This window comes from Sinomonas sp. ASV486 (assembly GCF_030908215.1).
Lineage (GTDB): Bacteria > Actinomycetota > Actinomycetes > Actinomycetales > Micrococcaceae > Sinomonas > Sinomonas puerhi.
The window spans coordinates 61883-86051 of record NZ_JAVFJK010000003.1 but is presented as its reverse complement, the minus strand read 5'-3'; the positions used below and the strand labels follow the sequence as shown (position 1 = coordinate 86051).

The following is a 24169-nucleotide window of genomic DNA, read 5'->3' as shown; positions in this document are numbered from 1 at the left end:
AGTGAGCACCTTGTTCACCGGCCAGCTGCCCCTCATCCGTCCGGGCGCCGGGACTGACGGCGGCACGCCGAAGGGGCCCACGGTCGTGGCCCTCGGCGGCGGGCACGGTCTCGCCGCGTCACTGTCCGCCCTCCGTCTCCTCACGAACGAGCTGACCGCCGTCGTGACGGTCGCGGACGACGGCGGATCCTCCGGCGGTCTGCGCAAGGACTTCGGCGTCCTCCCGCCCGGAGACCTGCGGATGGCACTCGCGGCCCTGTGCGATGACACCGACTGGGGCCGCACCTGGCGCGATGTCATGCAGCACAGGTTCCACTCGCCGTCGGGCATGAGCGGTCTCGAGAACCACGCGATGGGCAATCTCCTCATCGTCACGCTGTGGGAGCTGCTCGGCGACGTCGTCGACGGACTGCGTTGGGCCGGGGCGCTCCTGGGCGCGCGCGGCCAGGTCCTGCCGATGTCCCGCGTGCCGCTCACGATCGAGGGCGACGTCCTCGTGGCGGGCGGGGGAGCCCACGGCGGCCCCGCCCGGACCGAGACCATCCGCGGCCAGGCGGCGTGCGCTGTCGCCGGGCGGCTCGAGGAGGTCCGTCTCGTGCCCGAGGACGCACCGGCATGCCCGGAGACGCTGAGCGCTATCGAGCTCGCCGACTGGGTGGTGCTGGGCCCGGGGTCCTGGTACACGTCGGTGCTGCCGCACCTGCTCCTGCCGCAGATGCGCCAGGCCCTCACCGACACGCCTGCGCGCCGCTGCCTCACAATGAACCTCGCCGTCGACACGAAGGAGACGGCGGGCATGACGGCCGCGGACCACCTGCGCGCCCTGCGGCATGTTGCCCCCGAGTTCACGGTCGACGCCGTCATTGCGGACGAGGCGTCCGTGGCGGACCGGGATGAGTTCGTCCGGGTGGCCGCCGAGCTCGGGGCCGAGGTGCTCTTCGATAGAGTGAGGTCCGCCGGTTACCGACCGGTGCACGACGCGCTTCGGCTGGCCGGGGCGTATCACGAAGTCTTCACCGGAGGCGGGTCCTCCGGCGGTGAGCGATGACCGGCGGGCCGACGCGGACGCCGAGGGACCAGGAAGGACAGCCATGGCACTGACCCAGAGCGTGAAGGATGAGCTGTCGCGGCTGGCGGTCAAGAAGTCGTCTGAGCGCAAGGCGGAGGTGTCCGCGGTCCTGCGTTTCGCAGGGGGCCTGCACATCATCTCCGGCCGGATCGTCATCGAGGCCGAGGTAGACCTTGCCGCGACCGCCCGACGCCTGCGGACCGCGATCGCCGAGGTCTACGGCCACCCGAGCGAGATCATCGTCGTCTCCGGCGGCGGACTGCGCCGGGGGAACCGGTACGTGGTCCGGGTGGTCCGCGAGGGCGAGGCCCTGGCCCGCCAGACTGGCCTGCTCGACAACCGTGGGCGCCCGGTCCGCGGGCTGCCCTCGTCAGTGGTCAATGGCTCCGCAGCCGATGCCGAGGCGGTGTGGCGGGGGGCGTTCCTCGCCCACGGGTCGCTCACGGAGCCCGGCCGCTCGAGCTCCCTCGAGGTCACGTGCCCGGGCCCCGAGGCTGCCCTCGCGCTCGTGGGCGCGGCCCGCCGTCTCGGAATCGCCGCGAAGGCGCGGGAAGTGCGCGGGGTGGACCGCGTCGTCGTGCGCGACGGCGACGCGATCGCGGCGCTGCTGACCCGCATGGGTGCGCACGACGCGCTCATGGCGTGGGAAGAGCGGCGCATGCGGAAGGAAGTCCGCGCAACCGCGAACCGGCTCGCGAACTTCGATGACGCGAACCTGCGCCGCTCGGCCCAGGCGGCCGTCGCGGCCGGGGCGCGTGTCGAGCGTGCCCTCGAGATCCTGGGCGAGGATGTCCCTGAGCATCTCCGATACGCGGGCGAGCTGCGGGTGGCCCACAAGCAGGCGAGCCTCGACGAGCTCGGTCGGCTGGCAGACCCGCCCATGACGAAGGACGCGATCGCCGGCCGCATCCGGCGGCTCCTCGCGATGGCGGACAAGAAGGCCGAGGACGAGGGAATTCCCGGAACCGAGGCGAGTGTGACGCCGGATATGCTCGACGGCTGAGATGTTCCCCGTATCACGGCACTGCAGCTGCGCTGCATAGCGCGTGCCGATCTGCATAGGATGGATCCGTCACCAGCCCGCGCGTCAAGCGGCGGGAAGCCAACAGATGGAGGACGTTGTGACCTACGAACTGCCTGAACTCCCTTACGACTACGCCGCCCTTGAGCCGCACATCTCGGCGCGCATCATGGAGCTCCACCACAGCAAGCACCACGCCGCGTATGTGACCGGCGCCAACACCGCCCTCGAGAAGATGGCGGAGGCGCGTGCGAAGGGTGACGGTGCCGCGGCTGCGAAGCTCTCGAAGGACCTCCAGTTCAACCTCGGTGGCCACATCAACCACTCGATCTTCTGGAACAACCTCTCCCCGGAGGGCGGCGACCGGCCCGAGGGCGAGCTCGCTGCTGCGATCGACGAGTACTTCGGCTCGTTCGACGCGTTCCAGGCGCACTTCACCGCCGCGGCCACCACGATCCAGGGCTCAGGCTGGGCCATCCTCGCCTACGAGCCCCTCGGCGGGAACCTCGTCATCGAGCAGATGTACGACCAGCAGAACGGTGTCCCGGTTGCGACCACCCCGCTGTTCCAGCTGGACATGTGGGAGCACGCCTTCTACCTCGACTACCAGAACGTCAAGGCCGACTACGTCAAGGCTGTCTGGAACATCGTGAACTGGGCCGATGTCGCCAAGCGCTTCGAGGCCGCACGCACGGGCGCGAAGGGTCTCATCCTCCCGGCTTGAGATTCGCGTCACATTTTGTGACATTCCGTGCGAAAGGGTTCGCCAGTTCCGAGGCGGGCCCTTTCGCCGTAGGATGGGGTGCGGAAAGGCCCGTGCGGCCTTCCAGCCATGACAATGGAGACTTGGGCTGACGGCCTTTCCTTGTGCAAATCTCTGCCCAATGACGTGCGGGACCGTCTAACAGTTCGAGCAGTGATCTTCGTTGCTCGACTGAGCTCAAGGAGATCAACGAGAGTGACCACTCGAATTGGCATCAACGGCTTCGGCCGCATCGGCCGTAACTTCTTCCGCGCAGCGCTGTCCCAAGGCGCTGACCTCGAGATCGTGGCGGTGAATGACCTCACGAGTCCCGAGACCCTTGCGCACCTCCTGAAGTACGACTCGATCACGGGTCGCCTCGGCCAGACCGTCGAGGTCCGCGAGGGCATCATCATCGTCGGCGGCAAGGAGATCAAGGTCCTCGCCGAGCGCGATCCCGCCAACCTTCCCTGGGCCGATCTCAAGGTCGACATCGTCATTGAGTCGACTGGCTTCTTCACGAACGCCGAGGGAGCCAAGAAGCACCTCGCGGCCGGCGCCAAGAAGGTCATCATCTCCGCTCCGGCCACGGACGAGGATGTCACGATCGTCATGGGCGTCAACGACGGCGTGTACGACGCGGCGAACCACAACATCATCTCCAACGCCTCGTGCACCACGAACTGCCTCGGCCCGCTGGCCAAGGCGATCAACGATGCTTTCGGCATTGAGCGCGGCCTCATGACCACCGTCCACGCCTACACCGCGGACCAGAACCTCCAGGACGGCCCGCACCGTGATCTCCGCCGGGCCCGCGCTGCCGCGATCAACATGGTTCCGACCTCGACGGGCGCCGCGAAGGCCATTGGGCTCGTCCTCCCGGAGCTCAAGGGCAAGCTTGACGGCTACGCGATCCGCGTGCCGATCCCCACGGGATCTGCCACGGACCTCACGGTGACCCTCGCCCGCGAGGTCACCAAGGACGAGGTCAATGCGGCGGTCAAGGCTGCCTCCGAGTCCGGCCCCCTCGCCGGCTACCTCACCTACACCGAGGACCCGATCGTCTCCTCGGACATCGTCACCGACCCGTCGTCTTCGATCTTCGACGCGGGCCTGACCAAGGTGATCGGCAACCAGGTCAAGGTCGTCGCGTGGTACGACAACGAGTGGGGCTACTCGAACCGCCTCGTCGACCTGACCGAGCTCGTCGCTTCCAAGCTCTGAGACCGGACGTAACGGAAGAGGAACTCGGATAGCCTGAGTCCATGACTGCACGCACTCTCGACGACCTGCTCGCCGATGGTGTCCGCGGGCGGCACGTTCTGGTCCGTAGCGACCTCAATGTGCCGCTCGACGGTTTCACCGTCACCGACGACGGCCGCGTCCGCGCCTCCCTGCCCGTGATCCAGAAGCTGGCCCAGGCCGGCGCCCGTGTTCTGGTCATGGCCCACCTCGGCCGCCCGAAGGGCGCGCCCGATCCCAAGTATTCGATCAAGCCCGCTGCAGATCGCCTGCGCGAGCTCGCGCAGGCCGAAGGCACCACGGTGCAGCTCGCGGAGGACACGGTAGGGGAGAGCGCCCGCACCCTCGCCGCCGGCCTCCAGGACGGACAGGTCCTCGTCCTCGAGAACGTCCGCTTCGACCCCCGTGAGACGAGCAAGGACGACGGCGAACGCGTGGCCTTCGCACGCGAGCTCGCCGCTCTGACGGGTGCTGATGGTGCATATGTCGACGACGCCTTCGGGGCCGTGCACCGCAAGCACGCCTCCGTTTTCGACATTGCCCAGATCCTTCCGGCCTACCTCGGCGAACTGGTCCGCATCGAGGTCGAGGTGCTCGAGCGCCTCACCGACCACGCCGAGCGGCCGTTCGTCGTGGTCCTCGGCGGCTCCAAGGTCTCCGACAAGCTTGCGGTGATCAACAACCTGATCGGCAAGGCGGACAAGCTCCTTGTGGGGGGCGGCATGCTCTTCACCTTCCTCGCCGCCCAGGGCCACAACGTCGGCGCAAGCCTGCTCGAGAAGGACCAGATCGATACGGTCAAGGACTACCTCGCCCGTGCGGCCGAGGCCGGCACGGAATTCGTCCTGCCGACCGATGTCGTGGTCGCCTCGAAGTTCGCCGCGGACGCCGAGCATGAGGTCGCCGCGGCCGATGCTATCGAGGAGACGGCCTTCGGAGAGGCCGGCATCGGGCTCGACATCGGACCCGACACCGCAGGCGCCTTCGCGAAGGAGATCGCCGCCGCCAGGACCGTCTTCTGGAACGGCCCGATGGGCGTCTTCGAGTTCCCGGCCTTCGCGGCCGGCACGAAGGCCGTCGCACAGGGCCTGGTCGACGCCACTGCCGCGGGCGCACTGACCGTGGTCGGCGGCGGCGACTCCGCCGCAGCAGTCCGCACGCTCGGCTTCGAGGACAGCCAGTTCGGGCACATCTCGACCGGCGGCGGCGCGAGCCTCGAATACCTCGAAGGCAAGGAGCTCCCGGGCCTCACGGCACTCGGAGCCTGAGCCTGCGCATGCCGCGCCGCGTCGCTGCGGCGCGGCATGCCAAGAACTCAACCCACACTAGGAGCCACCCCCGTGACCACCTCCACGAACGGCACGTTCGACCGCACGCCGCTGATCGCCGGCAACTGGAAGATGAACATGGACCACGTCCAGGCCATCACCCTGCTCCAGAAGCTTGCCTGGACCCTCGACGATGCGAAGCACGACTTCGGCCGTGTCGAGGTGGCGGTCTTCCCGCCGTTCACCGACCTCCGGGGCGTTCAGACCCTCGTCGCCGGAGATGACCTGCCGATCGCGTACGGGGGCCAGGACCTCTCCCAGTTCGACTCGGGTGCCTACACGGGTGACATCAGTGGAGCGTTCCTCGCCAAGCTGGCCTGCAAGTACGTCCTCGTGGGGCACTCGGAGCGTCGCACGATCCACGGCGAGTCCGACGACGTCATCAACGCCAAGGTCAAGGCCGCATTCACGCACGGACTCGTTCCGATCCTGTGCGTGGGGGAGGGCCTCGAGATCCGCCAGGCCGGAACCCACGTGGAGCACACCCTCGCGCAGCTGCGGGCGGATGTCGCTGGCCTCACCGCCGAGCAGGCAGCCCAGCTCGTGGTGGCCTACGAGCCGGTGTGGGCGATCGGTACCGGCGAGGTCGCCGGCCCCGGGGACGCACAGGAGATGTGCGCGGCGATCCGCGCCGAGGTTGGCACGATCTTCGGAGACGAGTCCGCGGCCGGCGCGAGGCTCCTCTACGGCGGCTCGGTCAAGGCAGCGAGTGCTGCGGCGATCCTCGGGGAGAAGGACGTTGACGGCGTGCTCGTGGGTGGCGCGAGCCTTGACGCAGCCGAATTTGCTAGCATTGTCAGGTTCGAGAGCCACGCTGCCGCCTGATCCGATCTTCACTCGATCGGACGAACGGTCTATCAGCAGTGCGGGTGATCGGCACAGCGGGTCATCGGCACTGCGGGCACCCTACCGCGCAGCAGTGAATGCAAGGCGCGCTGACCGCGCGTCGCATCACTGCACGCCGCACTATTGACGGAAGGCCACGAGGCAAACCTGTGGAAGTACTCCAGATCATCCTGCAGATCGTGCTGGGCATTACGAGCCTGCTGCTGACCATGCTCATCCTCATGCACAAGGGGCGCGGCGGCGGCCTCTCCGACATGTTCGGTGGCGGCATGTCCTCGGGCCTCGCGTCGTCGGGCGTGGCCGAGCGGAACCTCAACCGGTTCACGATTGTGCTCGGGCTCACGTGGGGCGTCGTCATCATCGCCCTGGGACTCATCATGCGCTTCTCGAGCGTCGGCGACTCCTGACGGTTGCGAAAAGAGGCCGGGGACAGCAGATGCTGTTCCCGGCCTCTTTCGGCGTCGGAGGCAGGCCGTCAGGCCGAGGCCGGCTCCTTGCGGACGAGCTCTTCGGGCACCCTCGAGGCCGCCGCCGCGTCGATGAGCCAAAGGGTGCGTGAGCGGCCGCGTGCGCCCGCGGCGGGCACCTGCACGGGGCCAGCACCCGCCAGCGCAAGCCCGACCGCGCCGGCCTTGTCCTCGCCCGCCACGAGCATCCAGACCTCGTCGGCCGACTTGATGGCGGGAAGCGTCAGGGAGATGCGCGACGGCGGCGGCTTGGGCGCGTTCTCGACGCCCACGACCGTCCGCTCGGTCTCACGGATCCCGGCCATCTCGGGGAACAGCGAGGCCACGTGGGCATCAGGGCCCACGCCCAGCAGGAGCACATCGAAGCGGGGCACTCTGTTCGGCTCGGAGCGCCGCGAGTCCGAGACATCCGCGTCATGCTCTGCTGCCGCCGCCTCGGCGAGGCGGCGCGCATAGTCCGCCGCGGCGTCGTCCGACGTCGCGAACTCCCCAGCCGCACCCGGCTCGCGGACCCTTTCGGGGTCCAGCGGGAGACGGTCGAGGAGCGCTGCCCGTGCCTGCACCGTGTTGCGATCGGTCGAGTCTGCCTCGACGAAGCGCTCGTCACCCCACCACACGTTGACCTTGGACCAGTTCACCGCTCGGCACGCCGCCGACTCGCCGACGGCCTTGAGCGCGCCGATCCCCATCGAGCCGCCGGTGAGGACGATCGTTGCCTCCCCGTATCTGTCCTGGGCGTCCACGAGCTTGGTGATGAGCCGCGCCGCAATCGCAGCCAAGAGGACGGACGAATCGGGATGGATGCTCACACGGGGATCAGCGCTCACTCGGCTGCACACTCCTCAGGTTGGTGCGCGGCAGCCCCGAGGCGAGGACTTCTCCGAAGACCTCATCGGGGTCGAGCCTGCGCAGTTCTTCGGACAGGCAGTCTTGCAGGCTGCGCCGCGGAAGCGCAATCCGCTGGGCAGGTTGGCCCGGCTGCGAGAGCTCTGCGACCGTGAGGCCCGGGCGGTGCAGCTGGATGTCCCCGCTGGCCCGCTGGAGCCGCACTCGGCGGATTCCCGTTCCCGCGGGGTCCTCGACGGTCGTGACCGGGGCATCGAGCGTGAGCCCGAGCCACGCAGCCAAGAGGACGGTGCTCGGGGAATCGGACGCGCCTTCGACGGTCACGGAGGTGACGGGAGCCGGGTCGACCTGATCGAGGGCCGCAGCGAGCTGGATGCGCCAGTTCGTCAGCCGGGTCCACGCGAGGTCGGTGTCGCCCGGGCGGTAGGTGTCCCTGAGGTGGAAGAGCGCGGCGACCGGGTCCGGCTCGTTGCCCGAGTCGGTGATGCGGCGATGGGCAATGCAGCCGATCGATGTTGCGCTCGCGATGTCCGGTGCGCCGTGCGGCCACCAGGCCACTATCGGGGCATCGGGCAGCAGCAGAGCTGCGACGAGGGACTCGCTTTCCTCGGCGAGGCGGCCGTAGCCCCGCAGCACGATGACCTCTGAGGCGCCGGCATCGCCGCCCACGCGGATCTGGCCGTCGATCCGGTCCGCGGAGTCACGGCCCGAGTCGACGAGCACGATGATCCGGCAGGGATGCTCGCGGCTGGCCTCGTTGGCCGCCTCGATGGCCTCCTCCTCGAATCCGTGCTTCGTGATGACCACGAGGGTCAACACCCTGCCGAGGGCCACGACGCCGCCGCGGTGCCGGATGTTCGTGATCTCCTTGGAGATCTTCGAGGTGGTGGTGTTGGGCAGGTCGATGATCATGGTCGCCTCCAGGAGCGTCCGTCGCGGGCGAGGAGCTGATCGGCGGAGGAGGGCCCCCAACTGCCGGGAGCATAGGGTTCGGGCTGCTCGCCGGTGCTCGCCCAGTAGTCCTCGAACGGGTCGAGGATCTTCCAGGAGAGCTCGACCTCCTCGTGCCGCGGGAACAGCGGAGGTTCGCCCAGGAGGACATCGAGGATGAGTCGCTCGTAGGCCTCGGGGGAGGACTCGGTGAACGCGTGTCCGTACCCGAAGTCCATGCTCACATCGCGGACTTCCATCTGGGTCCCGGGGACCTTGGACCCGAAGCGGATCGTCGCGCCCTCGTCCGGCTGGACCCGGATCACGACGGCGTTCTGGCCGAACTCGTCCTCGGCCTGGTCCTGGAAGAGGAGGTTGGGGGCGCGCTTGAAGACCACCGCGATCTCGGTGACGCGGCGGCCGAGGCGCTTGCCGGCCCGGAGGTAGAACGGGACTCCGGCCCACCGGCGGGTATTGATATCGAGCCGGACGGCGGCGTAGGTCTCGGTGATCGAGTCGGCCGGGATGCCGTCCTCCTCGAGGTAGCCCTTGACGAGCTCGCCGCCCTGCCAGCCGCCCAGGAACTGGCCACGGGCCGAGTGGGTGGAGAGGTCTTCGGGGAGCTTGACGGCCGCGAGGACCTTTTCCTTCTCCGTCCTCAGATCATCCGCGTTGAAGGAGATGGGCTCCTCCATGGCAGTGAGGGCCAGGAGCTGGAGGAGATGGTTCTGGATGACGTCGCGCGCCGCGCCCACGCCGTCGTAATAGCCCGCCCGGCCGCCTGTGCCGATGTCTTCCGCCATCGTGATCTGGACGTGGTCCACGTAATTGGAATTCCAGAGCGGCTCGAACAGCATGTTCGCGAACCGCAGCGCGAGGATGTTCTGGACCGTCTCTTTGCCAAGATAATGGTCGATCCGGAAGACCGCGTCGGCGGGGAAGACGGACTCGACGATGTCATTGAGGGCCCGGGCCGAGGCCAGATCGTGCCCGAACGGCTTCTCGATCACCACGCGGCGCCACTTGCCGGGCTCGGGCTGCGCGAGCCCGTGGTCCGAGAGCTGGCGGCAGACCTGCTCGAAGGCCTTGGGCGGGATGGAGAGGTAGAACGCATGGTTGCCGCGCGTTCCGCGCTTCTCGTCGAGTTCCTCGAGCGTCGTCTTGAGGACCTCGAAGGCATCATCGTCGTCGAAGGAACCCTGGACGAACCGCACGCCCTCGTTAAGCTGAGCCCACACCGTCTCGTCGAAGGGAGTGCGTGCGTACTGCTTGACCGAGGCCTTGACCTCCTCGGCGAAATCCTCGTTCTCCCATTCGCGCCTCGCGAAGCCCACGAGAGCGAAACTGGGAGGCAGTAGGCCCCGGTTTGCGAGGTCGTACACCGCGGGCATGAGCTTCTTGCGCGCGAGGTCGCCCGTTACCCCGAAGAGCACGAGCGACGATGGTCCCGCAATACGGTTGAGGCGGCGGTCGCGCGGGTCGCGCAGCGGATTCGACCGCCTCTTCGCGCCGTTGTCGTTCTCTGGCATGGTGCCTTTCTAGTCCATCAGGTGCGGTCCGCCAAACGAACGCGAGCGGCCGGCCTGGCCCAAGGGCCCGGACCGGCCGCTCGAGGACTCAGCGGGCCAGTTCCGATACGAGACCGGACAGCTGTGCGACCCCGGCCGCGCGATCGGTGAGGTTGAGCCGGAGGACAGGCCTGCCGTGATCGGCAAGGACCTGCGCGTCGCCCGCAGCCTGGGCCGAGATGAGCTTGGCGAAGGTGAAGGGGCGCTCAGGGATCTCGACGTCCTGATCTGAGTCGGCGGTGATCTGCAGGAAGACCCCGACGGCGGGGCCGCCCTTGTGGTACTGCCCCGTCGAGTGCAGGAACCGCGGACCCCAGCCGAACGTCGTCGGACGTCCGGTTTCGGCGGCGAACTGGTCGCGCACCTCGGCGAGCTGCGGGAACGCGAGCCGGTCGAGGTACGCCTGAACGCTCAGGTAGCCCTTCGGACCGAGCTGGGACAGCAGAGCCTTGACGGCCTCCGAGACCGTCGAGGCACCGCCGAGCCACTCGCCCGCATCACCCGTCCGGACCTCGACCACCCCGTCGGTGAACAGCGCGGGGGTCGGCTCCGGCTGGGCGTCCAGCAGGCCGCGCGCGGCGACCTTGGCGGCCTCGACATCCGGCTGGTCGAACGGGTTGATGCCGAGAAGGCGCCCCGCGACGGCGGTCGCGAACTCCCACACGACCATCTGGGTGGCGAGACCTCCGCCGACGGCGGCCTCGTTGGTTTCGAGCGTCGGCTCGCCTTCCGTCGAGACGAGCCGCACGACGAGTACGTCCTCGGCGCCCCCGGACACCTCCGGAGCGTCGAGACCTGCCACGACCGGGAGCAGACCGCGGCCGATCTTGCCTGTCGATTCAGCGATGAGCTGCTCGGCCCAGTCCGCGAATCCTGCGATGCCCGAGCCGTCTTCGACGATCACGATCTTGTCCCGCAGCGGTGAGGTCCCGCCCAGAGCAGCACCCAGCTGGAGTCCGATATTCTCCACCGAGTCATCGCGAAGGAGCTCGGCGGCCTCCTCGGCCTCGTCGAGGAGGGCCTGGAGGTCCACGCCGGCCAGGCCGGACGGAACGAGGCCGAACGCGGTCAGGGCCGAGTAGCGCCCGCCCACGGCCGGATCGGCGTTGAACACCGCACGGTAGCCGGCCGCGCGGCTCGTGGCCTCGAGCGGGGAGCCGGGATCAGTCACGATGACGATGCGGTTCTTCGCATAGATGCCGGCCGCCGTGAAGGCGGCCTCGAAGGCCCTGCGCTGGGAGTCGGTCTCGACCGTGGAGCCGGACTTCGAAGACACGACGATCGCTGTGTTCTCGATGCGCTCTGCAAGCGCATTAGCGACCTGCTCGGGATCCGTCGAGTCGAGGACCACGAGCGGCACGCCCGCGGTCCCCGCGATGACCTCGGGCGCGAGCGATGAGCCGCCCATTCCGCACAGGACGATGCGGTCCACGCCCTCGGCCCGGAACTCGTCACGCAGTGCGACGATGTCCGCGATGAGCGGTCGGGAGACGGCCGGGGCCTCGACCCATCCAAGGCGCTTGGCCGATTCCTCCTCCGCCTCCTTCCCCCACAGTGTGTGGTCCTTGGCGAAGATCCGGCTCGCAACCGAGTCGGCGACAAGCTTCTCCACGTGCGCGTCGACGGCCTGCTGGGCGGCTCCCGAGGCGTCGAACGTCAGTGCGCTCATGCGCGTGCTCCGTGGGCGGTTGCGCTGAGGGTCTGCTCGACGTCGGCGAGGAGTTCGTTCCAGGAGGCGACGAACTTGTCCAGGCCTTCGGTCTCGAGGACGGCGACGACGTCGTTGTAGTCGACGCCGAGGCTTGCGAGTGCGTCGAGGTGGGCGTTGGCCTCGGCGTAGGTGCCGGTGACGGTGTCCCCGGTGACTTCGGCGTGGTCGAACGTGGCGTCGAGGGTCTTCTCCGGCATCGTGTTCACGGTCTGGGGCGCGACAAGCCCGGTGACGTAGAGGGTGTCGGGGAGGTTCGGGTCCTTCACGCCGGTGGAGGCCCAGAGCGGGCGCTGGGGGTGCGCGCCGGCTGCGGCGAGCAGCTTGAAGCGCTCGGAGGTGAACTCCTCCTCGAAGATCTGGTAGGCCAGGCGGGCGTTGGCCAGGCCGGCCTTGCCCTTGAGGCCCCGCGCCTGGTCGGTGCCGATGGCCGCGAGGCGCTTGTCGACCTCGGTGTCCACGCGGGAGACGAAGAAGGAGGCGACCGAGTGGATGGCGGTCAGGTCGTGCCCGGCGGCCTTGGCCTTCTCCAAGCCGGTCATGAACGCGTTGATGACGGCGCGGTAGCGCTCGAGGGAGAAGATCAGGGTCACGTTGACGCTGATCCCGGCGCCGAGCGTCGCGGCGATGGCCTCAAGGCCCTCGAGCGTGGCGGGGATCTTGATGTGCACGTTGGGCTCGTTGACCTTCTCATGGAGGCGCTGGGCCTCGGCGATCGTTCCCTGGGTGTCCCAGGCCTTTCGCGGATCGACCTCGATGGACACGCGCCCGTCGACGCCGCCGGTGGCCTCGGCGACGGGGGCGAAGAGCCGGCACGCGTCGGCGACGTCGGAGGTGGTGAGCTCGAACACGGTGCGCTCGGCGTCGGCGCCGGCGGTCACGAGCTCGCGCAGCTTCTCGTCGTAGCCGTGGCCCTTGGTGATCGCGGCGTGGAAGATCGTGGGGTTCGTGGTCACGCCCACGACGTTCTTCTCCTCGATGAGCTTGGCGAGGGAGCCGTCGGCGAGGCGGGCGCGGGAGAGGTCGTCGAGCCAGATCGAGACGCCTGCATCGGACAGGGCCTGTGTGGGGGTAGTCATGGTCAATGCTCCTTGGTGGTCAGGCCGCGGCGGCGGCGATGGAGTCCTTGGCGGCGGCCGTGACGGCCTCGGGGGTGATCCCGAACTCGCGGAAGAGGGTCTTGTAGTCGGCGGAGGCGCCGTAGTGCTCGAGGCTGATGCTGCGTCCGGCGTCGCCGACGAACTCGCGCCAGCCCAGTGCCAGGCCGGCCTCGACCGAGACGCGGGCCTTGACGGCCGCGGGGAGGACCGATTCGCGGTAGTCGGTGTCCTGGGCCTTGAACCATTCGACGCAGGGCATGGACACGACGCGCGCGGCGATGCCCTCGGCCGCGAGGGCCTCGCGGGCGGCGACGGCGAGCTGGACCTCGGAGCCGGTGCCGATGAGGATCACGTCCGGGGCCACGTCGACGCCCTCGCGCTGGGCCTCGGCCAGGACGTAGGCGCCGCGGGCGGTGCCGGCGGCGTCGCCGAAGGCGCCCTCGCCGCGGTCCCAGGTCGGCAGGTTCTGCCGGGTCAGGACGATGCCGGCCGGGTTCTGCGTGTTCTCGAGGATGGCCTTCCACGCCTGGGCGGTCTCGTTGGCATCGGCGGGGCGGACCACGTCCAGGCCCGGGATCGCACGCAGCGAGGCGAGCTGCTCGACGGGCTGGTGGGTCGGGCCGTCCTCGCCGAGGCCGATCGAGTCATGCGTCCAGACGTAGGTGGACGGGATGCCCATGAGCGCCGAGAGGCGGATCGCGGGGCGCTGGTAGTCGGAGAAGATGAGGAACGTTCCGGAGAAGGCGCGGGTCTTCCCGCCCAGGGTGATGCCGTTGACGATCGAGGCCGCCGCGTGCTCACGGATGCCGAAGTGCAGCACCCGGCCGTACGGGTTGCCCTTCCATGCCTCGGTCTGGCGCGAGGCCGGGATGAAGGAGGGGGAGCCCTCGATCGTGGTGTTGTTCGACTCGGCAAGGTCGGCGGACCCGCCCCACAGCTCCGGCAGGACCGGGCCGATCGCGTTCAGGACCTTGCCCGAGGCCGCACGGGTAGAGACGTCCTTCCCGGCGGGGAACACGGGCAGGGAGTCCGCCCAGCCCTCGGGCAGGCGCCGGGCCTCCACGCGCTCGTGCAGGGCCGCGGCGGCGGGGTTCGCGGCCTTCCAGGTATCGAAGCCGGCCTGCCACCGGTCCTTGGCCGCCTCGCCGCGCTCAACAGCGCCGCGGGTGTGTGCCAGGACCTCCGGGTCCACGTCGAAGGACTTGGCCGGGTCGAACCCCAGGACCTCCTTCAGCGCCGCGACCTCGTCCGAGCCCAGCGCTGAGCCGTGGATCTTGCCGGTGTTCTGCTTGGTCGGAGACGGCCAGCCGATGACGGTGCGCAGGGAGATGATCGAGGGGCGGCCGGTCTCGGCCTTGGCGGCCAGCAGGGCCGAGTAGAGCTCGGGGACGTCCTCGACGTATTCGCCGGTCCGGGTCCAGTCCACCCGCTGGGTGTGCCAGCCGTAGGCCTCGTACCGCTTCAGGACGTCCTCGGTGAAGGCGACGTCGGTGTCGTCCTCGATCGAGATGTGGTTCTCGTCGTAGATGACCACGAGGTTGCCCAGCTCCTGATGGCCGGCCAGCGAGGACGCCTCGGACGTCACGCCCTCCTGGAGGTCCCCGTCGGAGGCGATGACCCACACCGTGTGGTCGAACGGGGACTCGCCCTGCGCGGCCTCGGGGTCGTACAGGCCCCGCTCGCGCCGGCCCGAGTAGGCGAATCCGACCGAGGAGGCCAGGCCCTGCCCGAGCGGGCCCGTGGTGATCTCCACGCCCTTGGTGTGCTTGTACTCCGGGTGGCCCGGCGTCAGCGAGCCCCACGTGCGCAGCGATTCCAGATCGCCCAGCTCAAGCCCGTACCCGGCCAGGTACAGCTGGATGTACAGCGTCAGGGACGAGTGCCCGGGGGAGAGGATGAACCGGTCCCGCCCAATCCACGCCGGATCCGCAGGATCGTGCCGCATGAGCTTCTGGAACAGCAGGTACGCCGCGGGTGCCAGGCTCATTGCCGTGCCCGGGTGCCCATTCCCTACCTTCTGCACCGCATCCGCCGCCAGCACACGCACCGTGTCCACAGCCTTGCGGTCCAGGTCAGTCCAGGTCAGTTCTTGTACATCCACAGCAGGCACGTACACCGGCCCCTCTCATTGCTGACGGCTGGCAGCCTGCATCGGGGCACGAAGGTGGGCCCTGCACTGCAACCTGCCAGCCGTTCACCATCGAAACGATTTGTCTGAGTCTGCCCACGCCTTACGCGGCTGGGCATCCAGCTCACATACTAGCCACGCGGACAGGACCGGCGAGAGGGGTTTGCCGAAACTTTCCGCAGTGTGAATATCTGCGGCACTGGCAGAGGGCTGATGGGATCGGCCCTTCGGCGGGCCCCGGCAGGGTCCGCTGACAGCTCGCGGGTATCATGGAGGCGGTTCCCGTGCACCCCTTTGGAGAACCGATGACACCGAGTAGAAGAGTCGCGCATCCGTGAGTACAGCAGACGCACCCGCCACCGTCCCGTCCAGGCCCGCGAAGCTCGGCCTGCGCCGCAAGATCAAGGCGTACGTCGCCCTCACGAAGCCCCGCATCATCGAGCTCCTGCTCGTGAGCACGCTCCCCACGATGATCTACGCGCAGCGCGGCTTCCCGTCCCTCGGTCTCATGATCGCGACGCTGATTGGGGGGGCCTTCGCCGCGGGGAGCGCGGGATCGTTCAACTGCTACATCGACCGGGACATTGACCGGCTCATGCGCCGCACGGAGAAGCGTCCCCTTGTGACGGGGGAGGTCACACCGCGGGAGGCGCTCGTGTTCTCGTGGGTCCTCGGCATCGCAGCGCTCGCGATCCTCTGGTTCGGCGCGAACCCGCTCTCGGCTGTCCTCGGCGCGGCGGCCATCTTCTTCTACGTCGTCATCTACACGCTCATCCTCAAGCGCCGCACGGCACAGAACATCGTGTGGGGCGGCGCCGCGGGCTGCTTCCCTGTGCTCATCGCCTGGTCGGCTGTCACGAACACGATCGAGTGGCCCGCCGTCATCCTCTTCCTCGTCGTCTTCCTGTGGACCCCACCGCACTACTGGCCGCTGTCGATGCGCTACGGCGAGGACTACCGGAATGCGCACGTGCCGATGCTCGGCGCGGTGGCCGGTGCCAAGATCGTGGCGGTGCAGGTAGTGCTCTACGCGTGGGCCATGGTCATCGCCTCGCTGCTCATGATTCCCCTCGGCCACGCAGGCTGGGTGTACACGGTGGCCGCGGTCGCGGTCGGCGGATGGTTCCTCTACGAATCACACGCGCTCTACGTGCGGGCCCAGCGGGAGGAAATCCAGGACAAGAAGGCGATGAAGGTTTTCCACGGTTCCATCAGCTACCTCACCGTGCTGTTCCTTGCACTGGCCGTGGACCCCTTCGTCGGGGCTCCGCTCATCGGCTGAGCCTGGTACCCGCAGAGTTACAACAGGAGGGGCGCCGCGGGGCGCCCCCGCCCGCCCGCCCCGGGGGCAGCACCAAACCCCCCCGGGGGGCGCCGAGGCGCGTGCACCCCGCTTAGTAACACCGGGGGGCCGGGGGCGTCCCCCGGCGCCCCTCCTGACCTGAGAGCTGCACATCAGCCCGCGGGGCTGCGAGATGGTGCGCGCCCCGGTGGTGACTTACCCCTTGGGGCTGTACCGCGCGACGTCGGCCGTGTTGGTTGCAGCCGCCATGAGCAGGGCCGAGACGAGCATGTGGGCGGCGACGAGCAGTGCGGGGATCCCGGTGTAGTACTGGGTGATGCCGATCGCCGCCTGAAGGATGGTAAGGCCCAGCAGGGCAAGGACCCCATTGCGGTACGCCCCGCGGATGCGGCGCGTGAGGGCGATGACGACGCCGAACAGCGCGCCGAACACGACGAGGTACGCGGGCACCGCATGGATGTGGGAGAACAGATCCCAGTCGAGCCCGTTGCGCGGCGCATTCGCGTCGCCAGCGTGTGGGCCGGCACCCGTCACCGCCACACCGAGCACCACGGCGGCGGCCGCAGCGGCGGCCGTGGCCACCATGGTCGGAGCGATGGATCCGGGCAGTGCAGGGTAGCTGCGGTCCATGACGCGGCCGGCTCGCCCGTACGCCCGGTTAACCAGGAGCATCGAAAGGATCACGAGGGCCATCGACACGAGGAAGTGGAGGCCCACAACCCACGGGTTGAGCTGCGTGAGCACGGTGATGCCGCCGATGACGGCCTGGGCCGGAACGCTTGCGAGCAGCCCGACGGCGAGCCAGAACAGGTCCTTGCGCTCCTTTCGGAGGTTCCACAGCATGACCACCATCGCCAACGCCACGGCCGCCAGAGCGAAGGTCAGGAGGCGGTTGCCGAACTCGATGATGCCGTGGACGCCCATCTCCGGCGTCGTGGCAAGGGACCCCGCGGTGCACCGCGGCCACGTGGGACAGCCGAGACCCGAGGACGTGAGGCGGACGGCGCCGCCCGTGACGATCAGCACGATCTGGCCGATGAGCGAGGCGAGCGCCATGGCCCGGATGCGCCCATCCACCTCCCTGGGCAGTCGGGCGGTGAAACGCGTGAGGACGGTGTCGGTCATGGGATCAGCTCCATCGGAACCAGCGGGTGGCGGCGGCGCCGGCGAGCACGGTCCACAGGACCAGCACGACGGCGGAGGGGACGTTGAGTGAGCCTTCGATGAAGGCCGAGCGGACGGCGTCGCCCAGGGCCCCCGACGGGAGATACCCCACGATCGGGGCGATGGCGGCGGGCGCGCGCTCGGAGGGTAGCACAATGCCGCCCATGACGCCGAGCAGGATCCACACGAGGTTGGTCACGGCGAGCGTCGCCTCCGGCCGGGCGGTCCCGGCGATGAGGAGGCCGAGTGCGGTGAACGCCGCGGCGCCGAGGGCGAGAAGGGGCAGTCCGAGGAGGACCCCGACGGCGCTGGGCCGCCATCCGAGGATCAGCGCCACGCCGCCGATGACGACCACTTGGACCGCGAGCACCACGAGCACGGCGAGCACTTTTCCAGCGATGAGCCCGCCACGTCCCAGCGGCGTGGTCGAGAGGAAGCGGAGCACCCCGTAACGGCGGTCGAATCCTGTCGCGATGCCCTGACCGGTGAATCCCACGCTCATGGTGCACAGCGCAAGCACCCCGGGAGCGGCGACGGCGATCCGGCTGGGGCCCAGACCATCGAGGACGGGCGTGAGCGTGAGGCCGATGAGGGCCATGAGCGGGAGGACGATCATGAGGGTGAGCTGCTCGCCGTTGCGCAGCATGGTCACCGTCTCGTACCGGCCCTGCTGCCAGACTCGGCGGGTCAGGCTTGCCGCGCTCATGCGGCGCTCCTCCTGCTGCCGCGGCGTCCGCGCTCGAGGTCGCTGTCCGCGGACTCTTCCGCGGATTCCGCAGCGATCGCGAGGAAGACGTCCTGGAGGTTCGCGCGGCCGAGCTCGAGGTGCTGCGGCATGATGCCATGGGCGTGCAGCCACTGCGCGATCCCGGCCAGATCCGCCGAGGTGAGCTCGCCCTCGATCACGTAGTGGCCCGTGGACGGCTCGGTGACAGTGATCGCCTCGCGCTCCGCGCGGCCGGCGAAGGCGTCCGCGAGCGGCAGCCCGGGCTCGGTCCGCAGCGTGAGCCGCGTGCCGGCCCCCTCGCGGCCCTCGAGGATCTCGGCGACGGACCCGCTCGTGATGACGCGGCCGCGGTCGAGGATGTGGACCACGTCGGCGAGCCGCTCGGCGTCGTCCAGCAGGTGAGTGGTGAGGATGATGCCGAGCCCCTCGCGGCGCAGCTCGTCGATGAGTTCGACGACGAGCTCCCGTGACTGCGGATCGAGCCCTGCACTCGGCTCGTCGAGGAACACCACCTCGGGACGCCCGATGAGGGTCGCCGCGAGCGCGACGCGCTGCTTCTGGCCCCCCGAGAGCCGCCGGATAGTCGTGGAGGCGAATTCGTGGATGCCGAGACGCTCAGCGAGCTCGTCGACGGGCTGCGGGTCGGCGTACATGCCCGAAACGTGCCTCAACAAGGCGAGTGGGCGCGCCGACGGCGGCAAACCGCCCTCCTGGAGCATGATCCCGACGCGGGCGCGCAGCTCGGCGTCGGCCTTCTCGGGGTCCTGCCCGAGGAGCCGCACCACGCCGTCCGTGCGCTTCTGCAGGCCCTGCGCGCACTCGAGCGTGGTGGTCTTGCCAGCACCGTTGACTCCCAGGAGCACCGTGATCTCGCCCGCGCGGGCCGTGAGGTCAATGCCGGCCAAGACCCGCTTCATGCGGCCGTCGAGGGAGGGGATGGGTCCGACGTCCTTCACCAGGCCTTCGATTTCGAGGCAGGGGGTACCGGTCTGTAGCACCTGTCCATTCTACGCAAGGTAGTAGTCTCTGTTCGCGCGGCTCGGCTTGGGCCGGAGGTCCCTGTGCGGTTCGCCATCGGCGTGATAAGTGTCTCCTTACTGGAGACTGCCGGAGTATTAGGCAATGATTGTCTTGTGTATTCCGTGAAGACGCCGAAGGCCGACACGAGGCCTGACTCTGAGGACCGCACGCGCGACCGCGTCCTCAGCGCGGTCCTCGAGCACGGGCCCGTGAGCGCTGCCGAGCTCGGCGACATGCTCAACGTCACGCCGGCAGCCGTGCGCCGCCACCTCGATGCCCTGACCGACGCGGGCGTCGTCGAAGTCAAGCGCGTAGCGACGTCTGGCACCGGCGCCGGCAGGCCCGCTCGCAGGTACGTGCTGACGTCGCGCGGCCAGTCCACCATCGGTGACGACTACCTCGACATCGCCCGGAAGGCGCTTGAGCGGCTCTCGGAGCTGGGGGGCCCCGGAGCCGTGGAGGACTTCGCCCACGAGCGCTTCTCGGCCATGGAGCGCCGTTACCGGCCCCTCGTGGATGCGGCGGGCGACGACGTCGCGGCCCGCTCGCGCGCGCTGGCCGACGCGCTCACGGCCGACGGCTTCGTGGCCTCGGCCGCGTCCGTCCAGGGCAAGCCGGTGCTCCCGGCGCACCTCGCGAGCGTCCAGCTGTGCCAGGGCCACTGCCCCGTGCAGCAGCTCGCGGCGGAGTTCCCGGTGTTCTGCGACAGCGAGACGGCCGCCTTCTCGCGCCTCCTCGGCGTGGACGTCCGGCGGCTCTCGACGCTCGCGCAGGGCGGCCACGTGTGCACGACCCACATTCCCACCGGGCGGGGCCAGAAGACGGCCCACGCCGCGGAGAGTACAACCGACCAGCAGAGAGGCCGCGATGACGGATCAATTAGCTGAGAACCGAGCCGCGACCACCGCGGGCCAGGCGCAGGCCGGGTCCACGGTGATCGCCGAGATCCTGGAGAGGAATCCCGAGCTCCACGGGATCGGCACCTACGAGTACGGGTGGGCCGACAAGGACGACGCCGGCGCCAACGCGCGCCGCGGCCTCAACGAGGACGTGGTCCGGGACATCTCCGGCAAGAAGAGCGAGCCCGAGTGGATGCTCGATCTCCGCCTCAAGGGCCTGAAGTACTTCGACCGCAAGCCCATGCCGCTGTGGGGCGCAGACCTCTCCGGCATCGACTTCGACAACATCAAGTACTTTGTGCGCTCCACGGAGAAGCAGGCCGGCTCGTGGGAAGACCTCCCGGAGGACATCCGCAACACCTACGAGAGGCTCGGCATCCCCGAGGCCGAGCGTTCGCGCCTCGTGGCCGGCGTGGCCGCGCAGTACGAGTCCGAGGTCGTGTACCACCAGATCCGCGAGGACCTCGAGGCCCAGGGCGTGATCTTCCTCGACACGGACACCGCGCTCAAGGAGCACCCCGAGTTCTTCACCGAGTACTTCGGGACGGTCATCCCGGCCGGCGACAACAAGTTCGCCTCGCTCAACACCGCTGTGTGGTCCGGCGGCTCGTTCGTGTACGTCCCGAAGGGCGTCCACGTCGAGATCCCGCTGCAGGCCTACTTCCGCATCAACACGGAGAACATGGGCCAGTTCGAGCGGACCCTCATCATCGCGGACGAGGACTCCTACGTGCACTACATCGAGGGCTGCACCGCCCCGATCTACACGTCTGACTCGCTGCACTCTGCCGTCGTCGAGATCATCGTGAAGAAGGGCGCCCGCGTCCGCTACACGACGATCCAGAACTGGTCGACCAACGTCTACAACCTCGTGACCAAGCGCGCCGTCTGCCACGAGGGCGCCACGATGGAGTGGATCGACGGAAACATCGGCTCCAAGGTGACCATGAAGTACCCGGCCGTGTACCTCGTGGGCGAGCACGCCAAGGGCGAGACCCTTTCGATCGCGTTCGCGGGCGCGGGCCAGCACCAGGACACCGGCTCGAAGATGGTCCACATCGCGCCGAACACGAAGTCCTCGATCGTGTCCAAGTCCGTGGCCCGCGGCGGTGGACGCGCTGCGTACCGCGGCCTCGTGCAGGTGCGCGAGGGGGCGAAGCACTCGGCCAACACCGTGCGCTGCGACGCCCTGCTCGTCGACACGATCTCGCGGTCCGATACCTACCCGTACATCGACATCCGCGAGGATGACGTGGTCCTCGGCCACGAGGCGACCGTCTCGCGCGTGTCGGAGGAGCAGCTCTTCTACCTCATGTCCCGCGGTATGCCCGAGGACGAGGCCATGGCGATGATCGTGCGCGGCTTCATCGAGCCGATCGCGCGCGAGCTCCCCATGGAGTACGCCCTCGAGCTGAACCGATTGATCGAACTGCAGATGGAAGGGTCCGTCGGCTGAGATGACAGAACTGACCGAAGTGACGACTGAAGAGAACATCGCCGAGAAGGCCCGCATCGGCGCGCCGTCCATCCCCGGCCTCACCGAGGAGGGCGAGACGCTCGCCCCCGCGCAGACCGCAGCCTCCCCGCTCGGTGGTGACGCGGCCAAGGCGCATTCCCACGGCGGCGGCTACGGCATCCCGGACAGCTCGCGCGCCGGCCGCCTGACCTCGTACCGCCTCGAGGACTTCCCGGCCGTCAAGGGAACGGAAGAGGAATGGCGCTTCACGCCCCTCAAGCGTCTGGGCGGGCTTCACAAGGACGCGCTCGACGGCGCCGCGCCGGCTGTCGTTGTCGAGGCGCCGGAGCAGGTCCGCGTCGAGACCGTGGGCCGCGACGATGCCCGCATCGGCTCCGCCGGCATCCCCGAGGACCGTGTCTCCGCGAACGCCTGGGCGCAATTCGCCGAGGCCACGGTGGTGACGATCCCGTCCGGCATCGCGCTCGATGAGCGGGTCCTCGTGACGCTCACGGGCGCGGGCCTCGCCGCAGCAGCCCAGCATGTGGTGATCGTGGCCGAGAAGGGGGCGCGCGGCGTCGTCGTGCTCCAGCATGTCGGTGCGGCCATCGTCTCGGAGAACGTCGAGATCGTCCTCGAGGACGGTGCCGACCTCACCGTGGTGACTCTCCAGGAGTGGACCGACGAGTCGGTGCATGCCTCGAGCCAGCAGGTGAAGATCGGCCGCGACGCGCACATCAAGCACATCGTGGTGAGCCTCGGCGGCTCGCTGGTCCGGATGACCCCGACGGCCCGCTTCGCCGCGCCGGGCGGGCAGGCCGAGCTCTTCGGCCTGTACTTCGCGGACGCAGGCCAGCACCTCGAGCAGCGCACCTACGTGGACCACGCCCAGCCCAACTGCGTCTCGAACGTGCTGTACAAGGGCGCGCTCCAGGGCAAGGACGCGCGCACCGTGTGGGTCGGCGACGTCCTCATCCAGAAGCAGGCCGAGGGCACCGACAGCTACGAGAAGAACCAGAACCTGATCCTCACCGACGGCGGCCGCGCCGACTCGGTTCCGAACCTCGAGATCGAGACGGGCCTCATCGAGGGCGCCGGCCACGCGAGCGCGACCGGCCGCTTCGACGACGAGCACCTCTTCTACCTCATGGCCCGCGGCATCCCCGAGGACGTGGCGCGCCGGCTTGTGGTGCGCGGCTTCCTGAACGAGATCATCCAGAAGATCGGCGTTGCCAGCATCGAAGAGCACCTCACCGAGGCCGTCGAGCGCGAGCTCGACGCTGGCGAAAACTGACCCTCACCCCCTCGCGACTTCGCCCGGAGCGACCGGGCACTAGGAGAACACACATGTCCACTCTGGAGATCAAGGACCTGCACGTCTCGATCGAGACCGAGCAGGGCGTCAAGGAGATCCTCAAGGGCGTCACCCTGACCGTCAAGACCGGCGAGACCCACGCCCTCATGGGCCCCAACGGCTCCGGCAAGTCAACGCTCGCCTCGACCATCGCGGGCCACCCGCGCTACACCGTCACCTCGGGCTCCATCACGCTCGACGGTGAGGACGTCCTCGCGATGAGCGTCGACGCCCGCGCCCGCGCTGGCCTGTTCCTCGCGATGCAGTACCCCGTCGAGGTCCCCGGCGTCACGATGACGAACTTCCTGCGCACCGCGAAGACGGCGATCGACGGCAAGGCTCCGGCGCTGCGCACCTGGACCAAGGACGTCAAGGCCGCCATGGAGCAGCTGCGCATCGACGCGGACTTCGCCCAGCGCAACGTCAACGAGGGCTTCTCGGGCGGCGAGAAGAAGCGCGTCGAGATCCTCCAGCTCGAGCTCTTCAAGCCGAAGTTCGCCATCCTCGACGAGACCGACTCCGGCCTCGACGTCGACGCCCTCAAGGTCGTCTCCGAAGGCGTCAACCGCGCCCAGGACGAGGGCAACATGGGCACGCTTCTCATCACCCACTACACGCGGATCCTGCGGTACATCAAGCCGCAGTTCGTCCACGTGTTCGTGGACGGCAAGATCGCCGAGCAGGGCGGCCCCGAGCTCGCAGACCGTCTCGAGGACGAAGGCTACGACCGCTACCTCGCCGCGGCGGGCACGGCGTCCGCGCAGGCCTGACGCCACGGACACCACAGTCGAAACAGGGAAGGCAGCGATGACAGAGATCCAGCCCGCACCGACCGCGCTCACGGACATCGAGGAGCGTCTCAAGGACGTCATCGACCCCGAGCTCGGCGTCAACGTCGTGGATCTGGGGCTCGTCTACGGGCTCGAATACGGCGAGGACGGTGCGCTGCTCATCAGCATGACGCTCACAACCGCCGCGTGCCCGCTCACGGACATCCTCGAAGAGCAGGTCGGACAGGTCCTCGACGGGGCAGTCGACGAGTGGCGGCTCAACTGGGTCTGGATGCCGCCATGGGGTCCAGAGCGGATCACCGAAGACGGCCGCGACCAGATGCGTGCCCTCGGGTTCAACATCTAGACGCCCAGACATCCAGAGGCCTGGACAGCCGCGAGAGCGGGCGAGGGGGGGGGGGGGGGGGGGGGGGGGGGGGGGCCCCCCCCCCCCCCCCGGGGGCAGCGGCCCCCCCCCCCC

22 protein-coding genes are annotated in these 24169 nt (G+C 68.9%); 13 read left to right on the top strand and 9 right to left on the bottom strand.

The genetic code is table 11. The annotated features are described in order from the left end of the window. Nucleotide 1 precedes the first annotated feature (1 nt). The 7 genes from yvcK (at nt 2) to secG (ending at nt 6655) form a co-directional block, all read left to right on the top strand. Nucleotides 2–1048, top strand: coding sequence for a uridine diphosphate-N-acetylglucosamine-binding protein YvcK (gene yvcK / locus RBS60_RS05185; RefSeq protein ID WP_374049224.1), 1047 nt, complete (start codon nt 2–4; stop codon nt 1046–1048). Nucleotides 1049–1091: 43 nt separating this feature from the next. Then, nucleotides 1092–2072 (top strand): DNA-binding protein WhiA, encoded by a 981-nt coding sequence (gene whiA, locus RBS60_RS05180; RefSeq protein ID WP_307956474.1) that lies wholly within the window; start codon nt 1092–1094, stop codon nt 2070–2072. A gap of 106 nt (nt 2073–2178) precedes the next feature. After that, nucleotides 2179–2814, top strand: coding sequence for a superoxide dismutase (locus RBS60_RS05175; protein ID WP_307956473.1), 636 nt, complete (start codon nt 2179–2181; stop codon nt 2812–2814). 234 nt (nt 2815–3048) lie between these two features. Next, nucleotides 3049–4056, top strand: coding sequence for a type I glyceraldehyde-3-phosphate dehydrogenase (gene gap / locus RBS60_RS05170; RefSeq protein ID WP_307956472.1), 1008 nt, complete (start codon nt 3049–3051; stop codon nt 4054–4056). Between the two features lie 41 nt (nt 4057–4097). Then, the gene (locus RBS60_RS05165) at nt 4098–5342 is read left to right on the top strand and encodes a phosphoglycerate kinase (RefSeq protein ID WP_307956471.1); all 1245 of its coding nucleotides are present in this window, start codon (nt 4098–4100) and stop codon (nt 5340–5342) included. 72 nt (nt 5343–5414) lie between these two features. Further along, nucleotides 5415–6227 carry a triose-phosphate isomerase gene (gene tpiA, locus RBS60_RS05160; protein ID WP_307956470.1) on the top strand — a complete coding sequence of 271 codons (813 nt, stop codon included), beginning with the start codon at nt 5415–5417 and terminating at the stop codon, nt 6225–6227. 170 nt (nt 6228–6397) lie between these two features. After that, nucleotides 6398–6655, top strand: coding sequence for a preprotein translocase subunit SecG (gene secG / locus RBS60_RS05155; RefSeq protein WP_307956469.1), 258 nt, complete (start codon nt 6398–6400; stop codon nt 6653–6655). Between the two features lie 68 nt (nt 6656–6723). Here the strand turns inward: secG and pgl are convergent, their stop codons facing one another. The 6 genes from pgl to tkt all read right to left on the bottom strand — a co-directional run bounded on the left by pgl (nt 6724) and on the right by tkt (nt 14968). After that, on the bottom strand, nt 6724–7542 hold the full coding sequence (pgl, locus tag RBS60_RS05150; RefSeq protein ID WP_307956468.1) for a 6-phosphogluconolactonase: 819 nt from the start codon (nt 7540–7542) through the stop codon (nt 6724–6726). Beyond that, nucleotides 7532–8473 (bottom strand): glucose-6-phosphate dehydrogenase assembly protein OpcA, encoded by a 942-nt coding sequence (locus RBS60_RS05145; protein ID WP_307956467.1) that lies wholly within the window; start codon nt 8471–8473, stop codon nt 7532–7534. Before RBS60_RS05145 ends, pgl begins: the two co-directional genes overlap by 11 nt. After that, complete coding sequence (zwf, locus tag RBS60_RS05140) at nt 8470–10020, bottom strand: glucose-6-phosphate dehydrogenase (protein WP_307956466.1); 1551 nt, start codon at nt 10018–10020, stop codon at nt 8470–8472. The genes RBS60_RS05145 and zwf overlap by 4 nt, the downstream gene beginning before the upstream one ends. An 88-nt stretch (nt 10021–10108) precedes the next feature. After that, nucleotides 10109–11728, bottom strand: coding sequence for a glucose-6-phosphate isomerase (locus RBS60_RS05135; RefSeq protein ID WP_307956465.1), 1620 nt, complete (start codon nt 11726–11728; stop codon nt 10109–10111). Beyond that, nucleotides 11725–12846: a transaldolase gene (gene tal, locus RBS60_RS05130; protein WP_307956464.1), complete on the bottom strand. Its 1122-nt coding sequence runs from the start codon at nt 12844–12846 to the stop codon at nt 11725–11727. The genes RBS60_RS05135 and tal overlap by 4 nt, the downstream gene beginning before the upstream one ends. Before the next feature lie 19 nt (nt 12847–12865). Beyond that, nucleotides 12866–14968, bottom strand: coding sequence for a transketolase (tkt, locus tag RBS60_RS05125; protein WP_307956463.1), 2103 nt, complete (start codon nt 14966–14968; stop codon nt 12866–12868). A gap of 361 nt (nt 14969–15329) precedes the next feature. Between tkt and RBS60_RS05120 the strand changes: the two genes are divergently transcribed. Beyond that, the gene (locus tag RBS60_RS05120; RefSeq protein ID WP_307956462.1) at nt 15330–16277 is read left to right on the top strand and encodes a heme o synthase; all 948 of its coding nucleotides are present in this window, start codon (nt 15330–15332) and stop codon (nt 16275–16277) included. 216 nt (nt 16278–16493) lie between these two features. Here RBS60_RS05120 and RBS60_RS05115 read toward each other — a convergent pair whose 3' ends face one another. Genes RBS60_RS05115 through RBS60_RS05105 form a run of 3 tightly spaced genes read right to left on the bottom strand, consistent with a single transcriptional unit; the run spans nt 16494 to nt 19187 of the window. Then, nucleotides 16494–17423: a COX15/CtaA family protein gene (locus RBS60_RS05115; protein WP_307956461.1), complete on the bottom strand. Its 930-nt coding sequence runs from the start codon at nt 17421–17423 to the stop codon at nt 16494–16496. Nucleotides 17424–17427: 4 nt separating this feature from the next. Further along, nucleotides 17428–18168 carry an ABC transporter permease gene (locus tag RBS60_RS05110; RefSeq protein WP_307956460.1) on the bottom strand — a complete coding sequence of 247 codons (741 nt, stop codon included), beginning with the start codon at nt 18166–18168 and terminating at the stop codon, nt 17428–17430. Next, nucleotides 18165–19187: an ABC transporter ATP-binding protein gene (locus tag RBS60_RS05105; protein WP_307956459.1), complete on the bottom strand. Its 1023-nt coding sequence runs from the start codon at nt 19185–19187 to the stop codon at nt 18165–18167. The genes RBS60_RS05110 and RBS60_RS05105 overlap by 4 nt, the downstream gene beginning before the upstream one ends. 144 nt (nt 19188–19331) lie before the next feature. On the opposite strand from RBS60_RS05105, the gene RBS60_RS05100 reads away from it, so the two are divergent. From RBS60_RS05100 to RBS60_RS05080, 5 genes are read left to right on the top strand one after another with little or no spacing between them, the layout of a single operon-like run. Further along, nucleotides 19332–20096, top strand: a complete 765-nt coding sequence (locus RBS60_RS05100) for a helix-turn-helix domain-containing protein (RefSeq protein WP_307956458.1) — start codon at nt 19332–19334, stop codon at nt 20094–20096. Continuing rightward, nucleotides 20077–21564 (top strand): Fe-S cluster assembly protein SufB, encoded by a 1488-nt coding sequence (gene sufB / locus RBS60_RS05095; RefSeq protein ID WP_307956457.1) that lies wholly within the window; start codon nt 20077–20079, stop codon nt 21562–21564. Before RBS60_RS05100 ends, sufB begins: the two co-directional genes overlap by 20 nt. 1 nt (nt 21565) lies before the next feature. After that, the gene (sufD, locus tag RBS60_RS05090) at nt 21566–22858 is read left to right on the top strand and encodes a Fe-S cluster assembly protein SufD (RefSeq protein WP_374049223.1); all 1293 of its coding nucleotides are present in this window, start codon (nt 21566–21568) and stop codon (nt 22856–22858) included. Between the two features lie 53 nt (nt 22859–22911). Beyond that, on the top strand, nt 22912–23688 hold the full coding sequence (gene sufC / locus RBS60_RS05085) for a Fe-S cluster assembly ATPase SufC (protein WP_307956456.1): 777 nt from the start codon (nt 22912–22914) through the stop codon (nt 23686–23688). A 37-nt stretch (nt 23689–23725) separates the two neighbouring features. Further along, nucleotides 23726–24055 carry a metal-sulfur cluster assembly factor gene (locus RBS60_RS05080; protein WP_307956455.1) on the top strand — a complete coding sequence of 110 codons (330 nt, stop codon included), beginning with the start codon at nt 23726–23728 and terminating at the stop codon, nt 24053–24055. Nucleotides 24056–24169 lie beyond the last annotated feature (114 nt).